At 61.9% G+C, this 15,373-nt stretch carries 12 protein-coding genes; 8 read left to right on the top strand and 4 right to left on the bottom strand.

Features of this window, described 5'->3' with window-relative positions:
* Positions 1–309: 309 nt before the first annotated feature.
* The 5 genes from VD17_RS30870 (at position 310) to VD17_RS30850 (ending at position 6,746) form a co-directional block, all read left to right on the top strand.
* Positions 310–1,665, top strand: coding sequence for an NAD(P)/FAD-dependent oxidoreductase (locus VD17_RS30870; RefSeq protein ID WP_046057142.1), 1,356 nt, complete (start codon positions 310–312; stop codon positions 1,663–1,665).
* Positions 1,662–2,777 (top strand): NAD(P)/FAD-dependent oxidoreductase, encoded by a 1,116-nt coding sequence (locus tag VD17_RS30865; protein WP_046057141.1) that lies wholly within the window; start codon positions 1,662–1,664, stop codon positions 2,775–2,777. The genes VD17_RS30870 and VD17_RS30865 overlap by 4 nt, the downstream gene beginning before the upstream one ends.
* Positions 2,778–2,795: 18 nt before the next feature.
* On the top strand, positions 2,796–3,842 hold the full coding sequence (locus VD17_RS30860; RefSeq protein ID WP_046057140.1) for an ABC transporter substrate-binding protein: 1,047 nt from the start codon (positions 2,796–2,798) through the stop codon (positions 3,840–3,842).
* Positions 3,843–4,125: 283 nt separating this feature from the next.
* The gene (zapE, locus tag VD17_RS30855) at positions 4,126–5,253 is read left to right on the top strand and encodes a cell division protein ZapE (protein ID WP_046057139.1); all 1,128 of its coding nucleotides are present in this window, start codon (positions 4,126–4,128) and stop codon (positions 5,251–5,253) included.
* 179 nt (positions 5,254–5,432) lie between these two features.
* Positions 5,433–6,746, top strand: coding sequence for a leucine-rich repeat-containing protein kinase family protein (locus VD17_RS30850; protein WP_046057138.1), 1,314 nt, complete (start codon positions 5,433–5,435; stop codon positions 6,744–6,746).
* Positions 6,747–6,876: 130 nt separating this feature from the next.
* Here VD17_RS30850 and VD17_RS30845 read toward each other — a convergent pair whose 3' ends face one another.
* Positions 6,877–7,584 carry a YebC/PmpR family DNA-binding transcriptional regulator gene (locus tag VD17_RS30845; RefSeq protein WP_046057137.1) on the bottom strand — a complete coding sequence of 236 codons (708 nt, stop codon included), beginning with the start codon at positions 7,582–7,584 and terminating at the stop codon, positions 6,877–6,879.
* A gap of 231 nt (positions 7,585–7,815) precedes the next feature.
* On the opposite strand from VD17_RS30845, the gene VD17_RS30840 reads away from it, so the two are divergent.
* Positions 7,816–9,240, top strand: coding sequence for a type VI secretion system Vgr family protein (locus tag VD17_RS30840; protein ID WP_046057136.1), 1,425 nt, complete (start codon positions 7,816–7,818; stop codon positions 9,238–9,240).
* 3 nt (positions 9,241–9,243) lie between these two features.
* Here VD17_RS30840 and VD17_RS30835 read toward each other — a convergent pair whose 3' ends face one another.
* Positions 9,244–10,635 carry an FAD-dependent oxidoreductase gene (locus tag VD17_RS30835; protein WP_046057135.1) on the bottom strand — a complete coding sequence of 464 codons (1,392 nt, stop codon included), beginning with the start codon at positions 10,633–10,635 and terminating at the stop codon, positions 9,244–9,246.
* Positions 10,636–10,645: 10 nt separating this feature from the next.
* Positions 10,646–11,971, bottom strand: a complete 1,326-nt coding sequence (locus tag VD17_RS30830; RefSeq protein ID WP_046057134.1) for an MFS transporter — start codon at positions 11,969–11,971, stop codon at positions 10,646–10,648.
* A gap of 268 nt (positions 11,972–12,239) precedes the next feature.
* Here VD17_RS30830 and VD17_RS30825 point away from each other — a divergent pair, with 268 nt between their 5' ends.
* Complete coding sequence (locus VD17_RS30825; RefSeq protein WP_046057133.1) at positions 12,240–13,112, top strand: LysR family transcriptional regulator; 873 nt, start codon at positions 12,240–12,242, stop codon at positions 13,110–13,112.
* 120 nt (positions 13,113–13,232) lie between these two features.
* Here the strand turns inward: VD17_RS30825 and VD17_RS30820 are convergent, their stop codons facing one another.
* Positions 13,233–14,096 carry a LysR substrate-binding domain-containing protein gene (locus VD17_RS30820; RefSeq protein ID WP_046057132.1) on the bottom strand — a complete coding sequence of 288 codons (864 nt, stop codon included), beginning with the start codon at positions 14,094–14,096 and terminating at the stop codon, positions 13,233–13,235.
* Positions 14,097–14,205: 109 nt separating this feature from the next.
* Here VD17_RS30820 and VD17_RS30815 point away from each other — a divergent pair, with 109 nt between their 5' ends.
* Positions 14,206–15,315, top strand: coding sequence for a 2-aminoethylphosphonate--pyruvate transaminase (locus VD17_RS30815; protein ID WP_046057131.1), 1,110 nt, complete (start codon positions 14,206–14,208; stop codon positions 15,313–15,315).
* Positions 15,316–15,373 lie beyond the last annotated feature (58 nt).

Here is a 15,373-nt window from a genome sequence, read left to right as displayed (position 1 = left end):
GCTCGCTCCCACAGGGGTTCAGCGGCGGTCACGAAACCCGGACGCAACCCCCATCAACTGTGGGAGCGAGCTTGCTCGCGATAGCGGTCTGTCAGCCACCACATCTGTTGAATGTGCCGCCGTCATCGCGAGCAAGCTCGCTCCCACAGGGGTTCAACGGCGTTCACGAAACCCGGGCGCAACCCCCATCCACTGTGGGAGCGAGCTTGCTCGCGAAAGCGGTCTGTCGGCCAGCCCATCTGTTGAATGTGCTGGCCTCTTCGCGAGCAAGTCGAATCGTCGCACCGTCGCTCCCACAGGGGATTGTGTATGAATTCGGTGGTCATCATCGGCGCCGGGCCGGCCGGCATTCGTGCCGCACAAACCCTGGTCGCCCATGGCGTTCGCCCGGTGCTGCTGGACGAAGCCGCACACGGTGGCGGGCAGATTTATCGACGCCAACCGGCAAACTTCAAACGCTCACCGGTCAAGCTGTATGGCTTCGAAGCCGGCAAGGCCAACGCGCTGCATCAGACGATTGATGAGCTGCGCGAGCACCTCGACTACCGTCCTGAAACCCTGGTGTGGAACGCCGAGGACGGTGCGCTCGACACCTTGCATGAAGGCCGCGCCGCGCGGCTGGCGTTCTCCCGCGTGATCGTCGCCACGGGCGCCACCGACCGGATTCTGCCCGTGCCGGGCTGGACCCTTCCGGGGGTCTACAGCCTCGGCGCCGCGCAGATCGCCCTCAAGTTTCAAGGCTGCGCCATCGGTGAACGGGTAGTGCTCGCCGGCAGCGGGCCGTTGCTGTACCTGGTGGCGTATCAATACGCCAAGGCCGGTGCGAATGTCGTCGCGGTGCTCGACAGTTCGCCGTTCAGCGCACAGGCCCGCGCCCTGCCCTGCCTGCTCTCGCAGCCGGCCACCCTGGCCAAAGGCATCTATTACCGCAGCTGGCTGACCGCCCACGGCATCCCGGTGCATCAAGGTGCCAGCCTCACAGGCATCAACGGCGAACAGCGTGTGCATTCGCTGACCTGGCGCAACGCCAAGGGCAATCAGCGTCTGGAGTGCGACGCCGTCGCCTTCGCCCATGGCCTGCGCAGTGAAACCCAACTCGCCGACCTGCTCGGCTGTGAATTCGCCTGGAACCCGCTCAACCGCGCCTGGCTGCCGCAACGTGACAGCGCCGGTCGCAGCAGTGTCGCCGAGGTTTACCTGGCCGGTGACGGCGCCGGCATCATGGGCGCCGACGCGGCCGAAATGGCTGGCGAACGCGCGGCCCTGGCATTGCTCGAAGACATCGGTTACCTGATCCCAGCGCAACGTGGGGCGCAATTGGAGCAGGCGCTGGGACGGATCGATACCTTCCGCAAAGGCCTGGAACAGGCCTTCATCTTTCCCGAGAATTGGGCCGCCGATGCCCCGAATGACGTGATGATCTGCCGCTGCGAAGAAGTGCGAGCCGGCGACATCCGCCAAGTGGTGCGTGAGGGCCATTGGGAGATCAACCGGGTCAAGGCGCATTGCCGGGTCGGCATGGGTCGTTGCCAGGGCCGGATGTGTGGTGCCGCCGCTGCGGAAATCATTGCCTGCGAAAGTCAGCGCTGCGTGTCCGACATCGGCAGGCTTCGGGCTCAGGCCCCCATCAAACCCCTGCCGTTTGGTCTGGAGGTCGAGTCATGATCGAAGTCGATGCCGTCATCATTGGCGGCGGTATTGTCGGTGCCTCCGCTGCGCTTTTTCTGAGCAAGGCCGGGCGTCGCGTGGCGCTGCTGGAGCGGGACTTCTGTGGCTCGCATTCCAGCGGCGTGAACTACGGCGGCGTGCGGCGTCAGGGGCGACCGTTGTCGCAACTGGCGCTGTCGCAGCGGGCCCACGACATCTGGGGGCAACTGCCGCAGCTGATTGGCATTGACGGTGAGTATCAGCGCAGCGGTCATCTGAAACTGGCCCGCAGCCTTAACGACCTGCACGCCTTGCAAGACTATGCCGCCAGCAGTCGGGGCTATGGCCTCGATTTGCAGGTACTCGAGCGCAGTGAATTACGCGCACGTTTTCCATGGGTCGGCGAGGTGGCGGTCGGTGCCTCGTTTTGTCCCGATGACGGTCATGCCAACCCGCGACTGGTCTCCCCGGCGTTCGCCCGGGCGGCGCGGCGACATGGCGCACAAGTCCATGAACAATGCCCGGTGACCGCGGTGGCACACGACGGTCAGCGCTTTCGCGTCAGCACGCAAACCGGTCTGGAGTTGCAGGCGCCCTGGCTGCTGAATTGCGCCGGAGCCTGGGCCGGCAGCCTGGCAGAACAGTTCGGCGAGGGGGTGCCGATGCACGCCGGGCACCCGGCGATGCTGGTCACCGAGCCGTTGCCGCTGGTGATGAATGCCAGCACCGGGGTCGAGGGCGGCGGTATCTATGCCCGCCAGGTCGCTCGCGGCAATTGTGTGTTGGGTGGCGGCCAGGGTTTTGCCCTCGACGGCGCCCGCGCCCGGCCGGGTCAACACGCCGTGATCGAGATCCTGCGTCAGGCCGTCGAGCTTTATCCGTTTCTGGAAGGCGCCCAGGCGATTCGCACCTGGAGCGGCACCGAAGGTTACCTGCCCGATCGTCAACCGGTGATCGGCCACAGTGGCACTCAACCCGGTCTGTTGCACGCGTTCGGCTTTGCCGGCGCAGGTTTTCAGATCGGCCCCGCGGTGGGCCAGGCGCTCACCGAAATCATCTGCAGCGGCGCCTCAAAGACGCCACTGGATGCGTTTTCCATCACCCGGTTTCACTCCATCTCCGTTGCTTGATAGAGGAAGGTCGCGCCAATGAATAACGTCAAACGCACCGCACTGCTCGGTTTCTCCTGTCTGACCGCCCTGCTCACGGTCACCCAGGCCCAGGCCGAACCGACGCTTTACCTGGGCATGAACGGCGGGACCATGGAGCGGCTCTACGCCGACAAGGTGCTGCCGGTTTTCGAGAAGGCCAACAACGTCAAAGTGGTGATTGTGCCCGGCACTTCCGCCGATATTCTGGCCAAGGTCCAAGCCAGCAAAGGCAACCCGCAGATGCACGTGATGTTCCTCGACGACGGCATCATGTACCGCGCCATCGCCATGGGGCTGTGCGACAAGCTCGAAGATAGCGCACCGCTGGCGCAGATTCCGGCCAAGGGCCGCATCAAGGATCAAGCGGTGGCGGTCAGCCTCGGCGTGACCGGGCTGGCGTACAACACGCGTCTGTTCAAGGAGAAAGGCTGGACCGCGCCGACCTCGTGGATGGACATGGCCGATCCGCGTTTCAAGGACAAACTGGTGTTCCAGTCGATGGCCTCCTCGACCTTTGGCCTGCACGGGTTCCTGATGTTCAACCGGATTCAGGGCGGCAGCGAAACCGACGTCGAGCCGGGCTTCAAGGCGTGGCCGAACACCGTCGGGCGCAACGTGCTGGAGTACATTCCGAGTTCGGCGAAGATTTCCGAAATGCTTCAGACCGACGAAGCCGCGCTGTTCCCGCTGACACCGACCCAGGTCACCGCCCTGAAACTCAAGGGCATGCCGGTGGAGTATGCGCAACCGAAGGAAGGCGCCGTGGTGCTCAACGTGGCCGAATGCGCCATCGCCAACAACACTCAGCCGGAACTGGCGCAAAAACTCGCCGCTTTCTTGCTGACGCCGCAAGCTCAGGCTGCCGCGCTTGAAGACGGCGACCAGATCCCTTCCAATCCGAATACCCCGACCACCGACAAGACTCGCGGCCAGGTCGAGGCGATGAAACAGTACCTGACCACTGCCATTGCGATCGATTGGGATCAGGTCAACGAACAGCGTCCGGCGTGGAATGCGCGATGGAATCGCAGTATCGAGCGCTAACTGACAAACACCCAGCAGGAACGCAATCGATGTAGCAGCTGTCGAGCCTGCGAGGCTGCGTTCGGCTGCGCAGCAGTCGCCAATCCATTCCCTGCGGTTTGCCTGAATGACCGCGGTGTTTGGTTTTACGACTGCTGCGCAGCCGAACGCAGCCTCGCAGGCTCGACAGCTGCTACAGGCTGGGGGGTGCACAGGTCGACACAACTGGAATAGAAATTCCCCCTCTGGTTACACTATGCCGCCGCTCGGGGAGCCGGCATGAAGATTACGGGGTAACCTCACAGTGGCCGTTCGACCGCCCAACCGTTCGCGACTCACACCACGCTGGCCTGCGCTACGCCGCTTGTTCGGCAAGTCATCGGCGGCATCCGCCGGTAACACCGTGACCGGTCGAGTCATCCACGACTACTTCCACCGCAAGGCCCACACCCAGGGTTACACCCTCAGCCACAGCCAACTGCGCGTCATCGACTGCATGGCGCAACACGCCGCAGCGCTGGCGGGCACCTCGGCAAAAACGCTTCCCGGTCTTTACCTGCATGGCGCCGTGGGTCGCGGCAAGAGTTGGCTGCTTGACGGATTTTTCCAAGCCCTTCCCATCGCGGAAAAACAGCGCCTGCATTTTCATGAATTTTTTGCGCACCTTCACCAAGGAATGTTCAGTCATCGCGATCAACCCGATGCGCTGGAAACCACCCTCGACGAACAGCTGCGCGATTGCCGGGTGCTGTGTTTCGACGAGTTTCACGTCCATGACATCGGCGACGCGATGCTCATCACCCGGCTGTTCAAGGCATTGTTCCGCCGAGGCATCCTGCTGCTGGTCACTTCCAACTACCCACCGGAAGGACTGCTGCCCAACCCGCTGTACCACGCACGCTTCAAACCGGTGATCGACTTGATCAACGCTCGCATGCAGGTCATGGAGGTCGGCGGCCCCCACGACTACCGCAGTCAGGTCAGAACCCATGCCCAGCAGCTGTTTACCCAGGGACAGTACATCTGGCCGGCTACCGCAGCGCAGCGTCAGTCGTTGAACCTGCCCGACCGCGACGCGCCGGCCATTCAACTGCCCGTCGGGACACGCAACCTTCAGGCCCGACACTGCGAAGGGCGAACCATCGGTTTCACCTTCGGCGATCTGTGCGACCACCCCACCGCGGTGATGGATTACCTGGAGCTGTGCCGACGTTTCGATCACTGGTTCATCGATGAACTGCCCAACCTCGCCGATTGTTCCATCGCCGCCCAACAGCGGTTCATCAATCTGGTCGACGTCCTGTACGACCAGGACAAGCACCTGATTCTGCTCGGGCAGCAGTCTTTGCGCGAAAGCCTGGGCGGCGATGCCATCGATCTGGCGCGCACGCGCAGCCGGTTGGGGCAGTTGATCGAAGTCAGGGATCCTTAGGTTTTGTGGTGCGGCTCAGGCCGCCTTCGCGAGCACGCTCGCTCCCACAGTTGACCGCATTCCAATGTGGGAGCGAGCTTGCTCGCGATAGCGGTGTGACAGACACCACACCTTTGCCGGTATCATGTCGCCCATTTCCAGGCCCACGCGCCCTCCTCTCGATCAAAGTGAATCTGTTCATGGATACCCTTGCCCAACTGCGCGCCGGCCAACTGTCGGGCATCACCCGCCTGGACCTCACCGACGGCCTGACGGAGTTTCCGCGAGAAATCTTCGACCTGGCGGACTCGCTGGAAGTCCTCAACCTCAGCGGCAATGCCTTGAGCAGTCTGCCGGACGACTTGCACCGCCTGACCCGTTTGCGTGTGCTGTTCTGCTCGGACAATCTGTTCACCGAACTGCCCGACTGCCTGGGCCAATGCGCCGCACTGACGATGGTCAGCTTCAGGGGCAACCGCATCGAACGCGTGCCCGGCGCCGCCCTGCCACCGTTGCTGCGCTGGCTGATCCTGACCGATAACTGCATCACTGAATTGCCGGCCGAGCTGGGCGAACGCCCGCACCTGCAAAAACTCATGCTCGCCGGCAACCGCTTGCAGCGTTTGCCCGAGGGCTTGCGTCATTGCCATCGACTCGAACTGATCCGCATCGCCGCCAACCAATTGACCGAGTTGCCCGAGTGGCTGCTGACCCTGCCGAGCCTGGCCTGGCTGGCGTACGCCGGCAACCCGCTGGAGACCGAAGCCGATGCGGCCGCCCTCGAAGCCACGCCCCACATTCCCTGGTCCGAACTGCGCCTGGCGCAGCAACTGGGCGAAGGCGCGTCGGGGGTGATTCATCGGGCTGATTGGGATCGACAGGACCAACCGGCCACTCAGGTCGCGGTCAAACTCTACAAAGGCGAAATGACCAGCGATGGCTCGCCGTTGCACGAAATGAACGCCTGCATCACCGCCGGCAGTCACCCCAACCTGATCAGGGTTGAAGGACGAATCGACGGGCATCCGCAAGCCCAGGCCGGACTGGTGATGCAACTGATCGATCCGAGCTATCGCAATCTGGCCGGGTTGCCGAGCCTGGCGTCATGTACCCGCGACGTTTACACCAATGACACGCGGTTCAGCGCTGGCGTGGCATTGCGCATCGCCTGTGGCGTCGCCTCGGCAGCCGAGCATTTGCACCAGCATGGCATCACCCACGGCGACCTCTACGGCCACAACATTCTGTGGAACGAGCACGGTGATTGCCTGCTGGGGGATTTCGGCGCTGCGTCGTTCCATGCCATCTCGGACAGCCTCGAAAGCCGTGCGCTGCAACGGATCGAAGTGCGGGCGTTTGGTATTTTGCTGGGGGAATTGTTGGAGCGGATCGACTCGGGGTTGAGCGATGAGGGTCGTGTGCAGCTGGAGGCATTGCAGCAGCGCTGCTGTCAGCCGCAAGTGCTGACGCGACCGGGGTTCGGCGAGATTGTTCAGGAGTTGAATGGCTGGTGACCGCTTCGCGGTCAATCGCGAGCAAGCTCGCTCCCACAGGGGTTCTGTATTGGTGACAAATCATGTGTACGACACAAAACCAATGTGGGAGCGAGCTTGCTCGCGATGACGGTGTCACTGGCGAAAAATATTAACCCGCCAACCCGACAAACATGTCCTGCACGTCATCGTGGTTATCGAGGCCTTCGAGGAAGGCTTCGACTTCAGCCATCTGCTCATCGCTCAGGCCGCTGACCGGGTTTTTCGGCTGGTAACCCAACTTGGCCGACAACACGGTGAACCCTTGCTCGGGCAGGGCTTTCTGCACGGCGTCCAGGTCCGCAGGCTCGGTCAGGAACAGGGTCGTGCCCTCTTCTTCGCCCGGCTCGAAATCCTGGGCGCCGGCTTCGATGGCGGCCATTTCCGGATCGGCGTCAGGGCTGTCCGGGGACGCCTCGATCAGGCCGACATGGTTGAAGTCCCACGCCACCGAACCGGAAGCACCCAGTTGGCCCTTGCGGAACGCCACGCGGATTTCCGCCACGGTGCGGTTGATGTTGTCGGTTACGCACTCGACGATCAACGGCACCTGGTGCGGAGCGAAACCCTCGTAGGTCACGCGATGGTACTGAACAGTCTCACCCAGCAGGCCCGCGCCTTTTTTGATGGCGCGATCCAGGGTTTCCTTGGGCATCGAGGCTTTCTTGGCCTGTTCAACCACCAGACGCAGGTGTGCGTTGGTCGTGACATCGGCACCGTTACGGGCAGCGATGGTGATTTCTTTTACCAGTTTGCCGAAGATCTTGCCCTTGGCGTTAGATGCCGCTTCTTTGTGTTTAACCTTCCACTGTGCGCCCATTACTCACTCTCTTGATCTATGGCGCCGAGACATCTATTGGCCGACGCATGGCGCAAGTTTATACGCCCTAAAGTTGGCAATCGACCAAAAAATCCACCCGTTCACCCGCATGACCAATCGACATCTTCACCGGCAGTTGTAGGGCGATTCTGAAACTTCGATTTGCGGTGACCATAAAGGGCTGTGGTTTCGTACCCTCTGCGCCCGTATTCCATGGCAGAAGCGCGTTCGATGCACAACGACAAGGAAAGTCCTTTCACCCTGACACTCCTCGACGGCGATTTGAGTTTGCAGGTGTTGCAGTTCAGTGGCCGAGAAGCCCTCAACCAGCCCTATCGATTCGACATCGAAGTCATCGGCCTCGCACCGGCCATGAGCCTCGACCGATTGCTGCAACGGCCGGTATTCCTCAGCCTGACGGAGGGCCAGGGTATTCACGGCGTCCTTCACAGTGCCAGTCGCGAGCATCGCGGCCCCCACCGGATCGGCTACAAGCTGGTGCTGGTGCCCTATCTTCAATGGCTCGACCGGCAGCGTTCACGTCGCGTCTTTCATCACCTCAGCGTACCGATGATCCTGCGCCAACTGCTGGAGGAACAGGATGTGCCCGAGGGGAGCTATCGCTTCGAATTATCCAACGGGCACTATCCCGTCCGGCCTTTTTGCATTCAGTACGAGGAGAGCGATCTGGCATTGCTGCAACGGCTGTGCGAAGAAGAAGGCATTCACTATCACTTCGAACATCAGCGCGACGGGCATGTGCTGGTCCTGGCCGATGACAGCCTGAGTTTCCCCCAGGAACCGGTCCTTACGCCTTACCAGGGCAACGCGCCCGAAGACAATGACGTGCCAGTGATCAGTGAGTTGTTCCAGCGCCATGACTCGCCGCCCCTGCCCTCACGACTGGAGGCCAGGAACCGTGGCTCGCAAAAACCCGACGACGGCGCGGCCAACCACGCTTTCAGCAAACCATTGCCGGTGATGGTCCGGCCCACGGCCGAGCACCTCCATCACGATCAGTTGAGCCGACGACAACTGGAACGTCTGCGTTGCCAGCACCTGCAGATCCACGGTCAAAGCAACCAGAGCGCACTGCGCAGTGCATGGATAGTGCAAGTGTCAGAACATCCACTGTCGAATTTCAACGATCAATGGCTGCTCACCGAAACCCGACATCAGGGGCAACAACCTTCGATTCTTGCCACCGACAAACCCGTCACTGTCCGCCATTACCGCAATCAGTTCACCGCCATTCCCTGGTCCACGGTCTTCAGGCCGGCGCTCAAACAGACCAGGCCGAGCATCCCGGGTTATCAGCCCGCCCGGGTGCTGGGCCCTGCCGGACAGCCGGCGACACTGGATGATCGAGGTCGAATACAGGTTGGGTTGTGGCCAACAGCGGAAGCGGATCCGCTTGAATCTGCCGGTATCTGGTTACCGGTGGCCCTTGCGACGCCGGACGGTCGGATTGACCCGTCCAGCCTGTCAACGGCCGGCAGCGACGTCCTGATCAGTTTTCTCGACAGCGACCCGGACCGGCCGGTGCTGTGCGTCGGCATGGGTCATCACCCGCGCACTCGGCTGGTTCCCCAGCCACGCCGCGATAGCCACTTGCTGCTCGACTGGCTGGTCAATCGCTCGGACCTCTCGTCCTGACACTCAGCCCTTGTCGGCCTTGCCTGCCGCCGCCGCGAACTTCGCCAGACGCACATCCAGATGCCGTGGCCGATGCCCGTGATCCTCGGCGCGCTCCTTTCGGCGGATGGCGTTGCGCACCATCAATGAGCCGAGGTAACGAATCGGTTCCGGCGGAAACAAGCCCAGCGGGCCGTTGACCAGAGGCGAGCGGGTCCAGGCATTGTCCAGTCCCTGGACCATCGAGGCGAGAATCTGCCCGCCCATGTGACACGGGCCAACCCCGCTGCCGGAATATCCGAAACCATAAAACACGTTGCCGCTGGCACTCATCTGACCGAAGAACGGCAAACCGGTGACCGAGCGATCAGACGGACCGTTCCAGGTCGCCTCGACCTTGACCTGGGCAAACGCCGGAAAGAACTCGCTCAGGCTGTGCCGCAACAAACCGGCATAGGGCGATGGCTGATCGAACACCGGCAACATTCGCCCTCCGTAAGCAAAGGTGTTGCCGCCCTTGCCGAGCATGATTCGGCCGTCCGGGGTGTTGTGGTAGTAGTGCACGAAAATACGCGAATCGAGCACGGTGACGCCGCTGGTCAAACCGATTTCGTTGAGCAGATCGGGTCGCGGTTCGGTGATCAGCATGTCGCTGGAAACGATCGCCACACTGCGCTCGAACTGTGGAAACGCCCGGGCCATCCAGGCGTTCATCGCCAGCACCACGCGATCCGCGCGAACAGTGCCATTGGGGGTTTGAATCCCCGCAGGCTTGCCCTCCTGCAACCCGGTCATGGCGGTGTGCTCGTGAATCCTCACCCCGAGTTGCAAGGCGACCCGGCGCAAGCCACGCACCAGTTTGCCCGGTTGCACGCTGGCCGCCGCCGGGGAAAACCAGCCTTCCAGATGTTTGCTGGAACCGGCCATACGCTGTACATCCGCTACCGGCCGTTGGGTGAAGGAGTTGATTCCATTGCGCTCCAGTGCTGCGATCACGGCGTCGGTCGAACCGCATTGGGCACGGTTGGTGGCGGTGTAGAGCGTCCCGTCGAGGCGGTAATCGGCGTCCACCGCGTACTGCTCGCAGAAGGCGCCGATGGCATGGATGCTGCGCTCCGACTCCTTGACCAGTCGCACGGCTTCTTCGACGCCGAACAACCGTTCAAGGGTGAAGTACTTGGCCGACCACGACAGTGCACAACCACCGTTGCGACCACTGGCACCGGCGCCGCAGATATCGGCCTCGATCAGCAACACGTCGAGCTCAGGGTTCTGTTCCTTGAGCATGATCGCGGTCCAGAGTCCGGTGTAGCCACCGCCGACGATGCAGACGTCGGCGCGGGTGTCGCCCGCCAGGGGTTCGCACGGCGCGCAGGACTCGGCCGCCAGCGCCTGTTCCAGCCAGAAAGGTCTCATGGGTCAATCCTTAAGTACGCAGAGGTTTTACGGTGATCGGTTGGTTAGGTACGAAAGCGCTTTCGGCACGCAGGCCAGCCGGGCGGCTGTTCCAGTGCGGCATCAGCACCAGGGCTGAAAACATCGCGCAGCCGGCGAAGACGATGAACACGGTGACCGAGTCGAAGTAGCCCGGCAGCAATCCGCCAAGAATCGCCCCGACCGAGCCGCAACCGTTGACGAAACCGGCCGCTGTGGCGCCTGCCTTGGCGGTGCCGAAATCGATCGCGGCCGCGCCGCTGATCATCGAGTCCGGTCCGTACAGGGTCAGGCCCATGACGAACAGCAGGGCCACCACCAGCATCACGCTGCCGGTATGCAGGGCGCCCATGAACAAGGCCAGGGTCACCGTCAGCGCCAACAGACTGAGTACACACGCCGGCATGCGCCGGGCGCCGAACAGTTTGTCCGAAGCCAGACCCAGCAGAATCGGCCCGAGCAACCCGGCCAGTTCAAACGCAGTCGGAATGATTGCCGCGCCAACCTTGCCCACCGAGGGCATCTGTTCGAAGACGATCACCGGTCCCCAGAGCAGAATCGCGTAGCGCGCCGGTTTCAGCAGAAAGTACGCGAGCCCCAGAATCAGCACGGTGCGGTTGCGCAGAATTTCTTTTAACGGTTCCAGAATGCTGATCTTGCTTTGCGCGTCAGCCTCTTGCGCCGTCAGTTGCGGCTCCGGTTCCACCGCCGGCAAGCCAACGTCTTCAGGTTTGTTACGCTGAAAAATAAAAAACAGCACGGCGACCAGCCCAACCACCGCCGCACTGGAAAAGAACGCCGCATGCCAGGTGCCGATCAGCGTATACGCCCACCAGCCAGCAAACGGCGACGCCACCAACCCACCAAAGGCGTAGCAGGAACTCCACAACCCCAGCACCCGCCCGCGCTGTTCGGCGGGAAAGAAACTGCCGAGGTTCTTGCACAGCCCGGACCAGCCGGTGGACTGGGCAAACCCTTGAATCAACATGCAGGTAGCGAAGATTGGCAACGTCGCAAAACTGCCCATCACCAAGGCTGCCGCCGCTGAAATCAGCAACCCGCCAAACACTACGACCCTTGGGCCAAAGCGGTCGGCCAGAATGCCCCAGGTGAATTGCCCGATGGCGTAAGCCGTGAGGTAGATGGCGTCGAGGTTGGCCATGGCCATTTTGTCGAGCATGAAGGTGGGGTCTTCGGCGATCCCCAGTTTTGCCACGGAAAAGGCTTTGCGGGTGAAGTAGAAAGCGGCGTAAGCGAGCCAGGTGATCGCGAAGATCTGCACGCGCCAACGCTTGATAGTGCCGATGTGCTTGTTCATGGTGGTTCTGACCTCAGGGTGTGAGTGTGCCGGCAGAAATTGAGAAATAACGCCTGTTTTTTTATTGTTGAGCACTTCGATATCGCAGCGTCCCTTTGGCGATATCGGTCAGATGAGTCCTGCTGTTGCACGCACAGGCTCATGGCCGCCGACGCTGTTTGACTGACCAGTCACCGGGGCTGAGGTGGATAAAAACAATTACTGATTAATAAGTGAAATCGATTTATCGTATTTCCAATATAAGCCCAGCTTGTTACTGGAGGTTTCGATGTCGGTTTCCCACGCCCAGCTCAAAGCCTTCCATGCCGTGGCCGTGCACGGAAGCTTTACCAAAGCCGCCGAGCGGCTATTCCTCACGCAACCGGCGATTTCCGACCAGGTGCGCAAGCTCGAAGAGCGTTTCGGTGTGCTGCTGTTCCACCGCAACAAACGCTCGGTACGCCTGACGGATCTGGGTGAGCGGTTGCTGAGCATTACCCAGCGATTGTTCGTTATCGAGGCCGAAGCGCAGGAGCTCTTGCATGACTCCAGGGCCTTGCAGACCGGCACCCTGATTCTCGCGGTGGACGCGCCAGTGCACGTGTTGCCGCAGATTGCTCGCTTTTGTGAGCGCTACCCCGGCATCAGCGTGAAGATCGAAACCGGCAACACCGACGAATCGCTGTTTCGGCTGTTCAACTATCAGGCCGACCTGGCGTTGCTGGGCCGGGAGGTGAGTGACGAACGTCTGATCTCGTTGCCGCTGCGCAACGACCCGATGGTGGCGTTCGTTTCCCGCCATCATCCGTGGGCTGACCGTGAATCGATTTGCCTCGCGGATCTGGATGACACGCCGTTGGTGCTGCGGGAAATCGGTTCTGTGACGCGCCAGACACTGGAAGAAGAAATGGCCCAGGCAGGCTTTCGCATCCGCCCGGCGATTCAGGTTGAAGGTCGGGAAGCGGCGCGTGAAGCGGTGGTCGTGGGGATTGGTGTCGGTGTGGTATCGGCTGCCGAGTTCGGCGCGGATTCGCGGGTGTGTGCGTTGCCGATTACCGACTGCAAACGGCGATTGACCGAGACGCTGGTGTGCTTGCGCGAGCAGAGTTCGCGGCGGGTGGTGGCGACGTTTCTGGAGATGGTTCGCGAGAGTCTTGCGTAGGCAGGCCCGGCCCCATCGCGAGCAAGCTCGCTCCCACAGGGGATCTATGTTGGCCACAGATTATGTGATCAACGCAAAACCAGTGTGGGAGCGAGCTTGCTCGCGATGGGCGCACCTCGGTTACAAGGTGGGCGCCAACTCGAAAAACGCCTGTATCAAGCGCAAATCCCGTCGCCGCTCCATGCAGCCAATCATGTGTCGGTTAACCAGTCCTTCACCAATAATCGGCACCGCCGCCACCCTCGGGTCATGACTGACCTCCACCGACGACACCACGCCAACCCCCAACTCTGCGGCCACGGCTTCGGTCACCGCCTCGCGACTGTCCAGTTCCAGCAACACCCGTGGACTGACCAACGCCGTCGCGCAGGCTTCGTCGAAGGTGCGCCGGGTGATCGAACTGGGCTCGCGCAACACCATGATCACCTGATCCAGCGCCTTGAGCGGCACCCCCTTGGACATCTGCGCCCAGGGATGACTATCAGGCACCAGCGCACAAATCCGTGATTCGCTCAAGTCTTGCAAATGCAGCCCCTTGCGCGGTTCGACTTCGGTCAGCACCGCCACGTCGGCATGCTCCGACAGCAACGCCGCCAAGGTTTCCTGAGCGTTGCCCAGCCGCAGGTTCACGGTAATGCCGGGATACCGCGCACGCAAACTCGCCAGCATCGGCATGACCATGTGCGGCCCATCCGCCGCAACCTCCAGACGCCCGGTCAGCAACTGCCGGTTGGCCTCAAGCATCACCTGCGCCTCTTCGGCCAGACCGAACATTGCCCGGGTGATCGCGGCCAGTTTGGTGCCCTCCTCCGTCAGCTCCACCCGTCGTGCGGTGCGCCGCAACAGGGTGATCTGGTAGTGCTCCTCCAGCGCCTTGATGTGCCCGGTGACCGCCGGTTGGCTGATGAACAGTCGCGCGGCGGCCCGGGTGAAGCTGCCCTCGCGGGCCACCGCATCGAATGCGCGGAGCTGGAACAGGTTCATGAATAACCCTCACTGATGATTGGCATAACAACAAACAATTTGATTGATAGCACGGCAAATTGCAATTTAAGCCCCGTAGCTTCATCCCATCGATTGCGAGGACACGAGAATGAGTACTGCCGAACCCATCCTGCTCACCCCCGGCCCACTGACCACATCGGCCCGCACCCGTCAGGCGATGATGGTCGACTGGGGTTCATGGGATGACCGCTTCAATCAACTGACCGCCAGCCTGTGCGAACAACTGCTGGCAATCATCAACGGCGGCGACAGCCACCACTGCGTGCCCCTGCAAGGCAGCGGCACGTTCGCGGTCGAAGCGGCAATCGGCACGCTGGTGCCTCGCGACGGCAAAGTCCTGGTGCTGATCAACGGCGCCTATGGCAAACGCCTGGCAAAAATCTGCGAAGTGCTCGGCCGTTCCTTCAGCACCTTTGAAACCGCTGAAGACGAACCGACCACCGCCGCCGACGTCGACCGCCTGCTGCGCGCCGACGCCAGCATCACCCACGTCGCGCTGATTCACTGCGAAACCAGCACCGGGATCCTCAACCCACTGCCGGAAATCGCCCACGTCATCGCGCAACACGGCAAACGCCTGATCATCGACGCCATGAGCTCTTTCGGCGCACTGCCGATCGACGCGCAACAGGTGCCGTTCGACGCGCTGATCGCCGCCTCGGGCAAATGCCTGGAAGGTGTGCCGGGAATGGGCTTTGTCTTCGCTCGCAAAGAAGCGCTGGCGAAAGCCGCCGGCAACTCGCACTCGCTGGCGATGGACCTTTTCGATCAACACACCTACATGGCCAAGACCGGCCAGTGGCGCTTCACCCCGCCGACCCACGTGGTCGCCGCGCTGCACGAAGCCCTGCTGCAATACAACGAAGAAGGTGGTTTGCCCGCCCGGCATCAGCGCTACGCCAACAACTGCCAGGTGCTGCTCGATGACATGGCCAAACTGGGGCTGCGCAGTTTCCTGCCCGCCGAGATTCAGGCGCCGATCATCGTCACGTTCCACGCGCCGAAAGACCCGCGTTACCAGTTCAAGGAATTCTACGAACGCGTCAAAGCCAAGGGTTTCATCCTCTACCCCGGCAAATTGACCCAGGTCGAAACCTTCCGCGTCGGCTGCATCGGCCACGTCAACCAGGCCGAGATGCACGCGGCGGTAGCGGCGGTCGCCGAAGTGCTGCGCGAGATGGAAGTCTTGGAAATTTAATTCACGACGACTTGTAGCAGCTGTCGAGCCCTAGCGAGGCTGCGTTCGGCTGCGCAGC

It is taken from the genome of Pseudomonas fluorescens (assembly GCF_000968015.1).
Classification (GTDB): Bacteria; Pseudomonadota; Gammaproteobacteria; order Pseudomonadales; family Pseudomonadaceae; genus Aquipseudomonas; species Aquipseudomonas fluorescens_W.
This window is presented reverse-complemented; position numbering and strand designations above follow the sequence as displayed.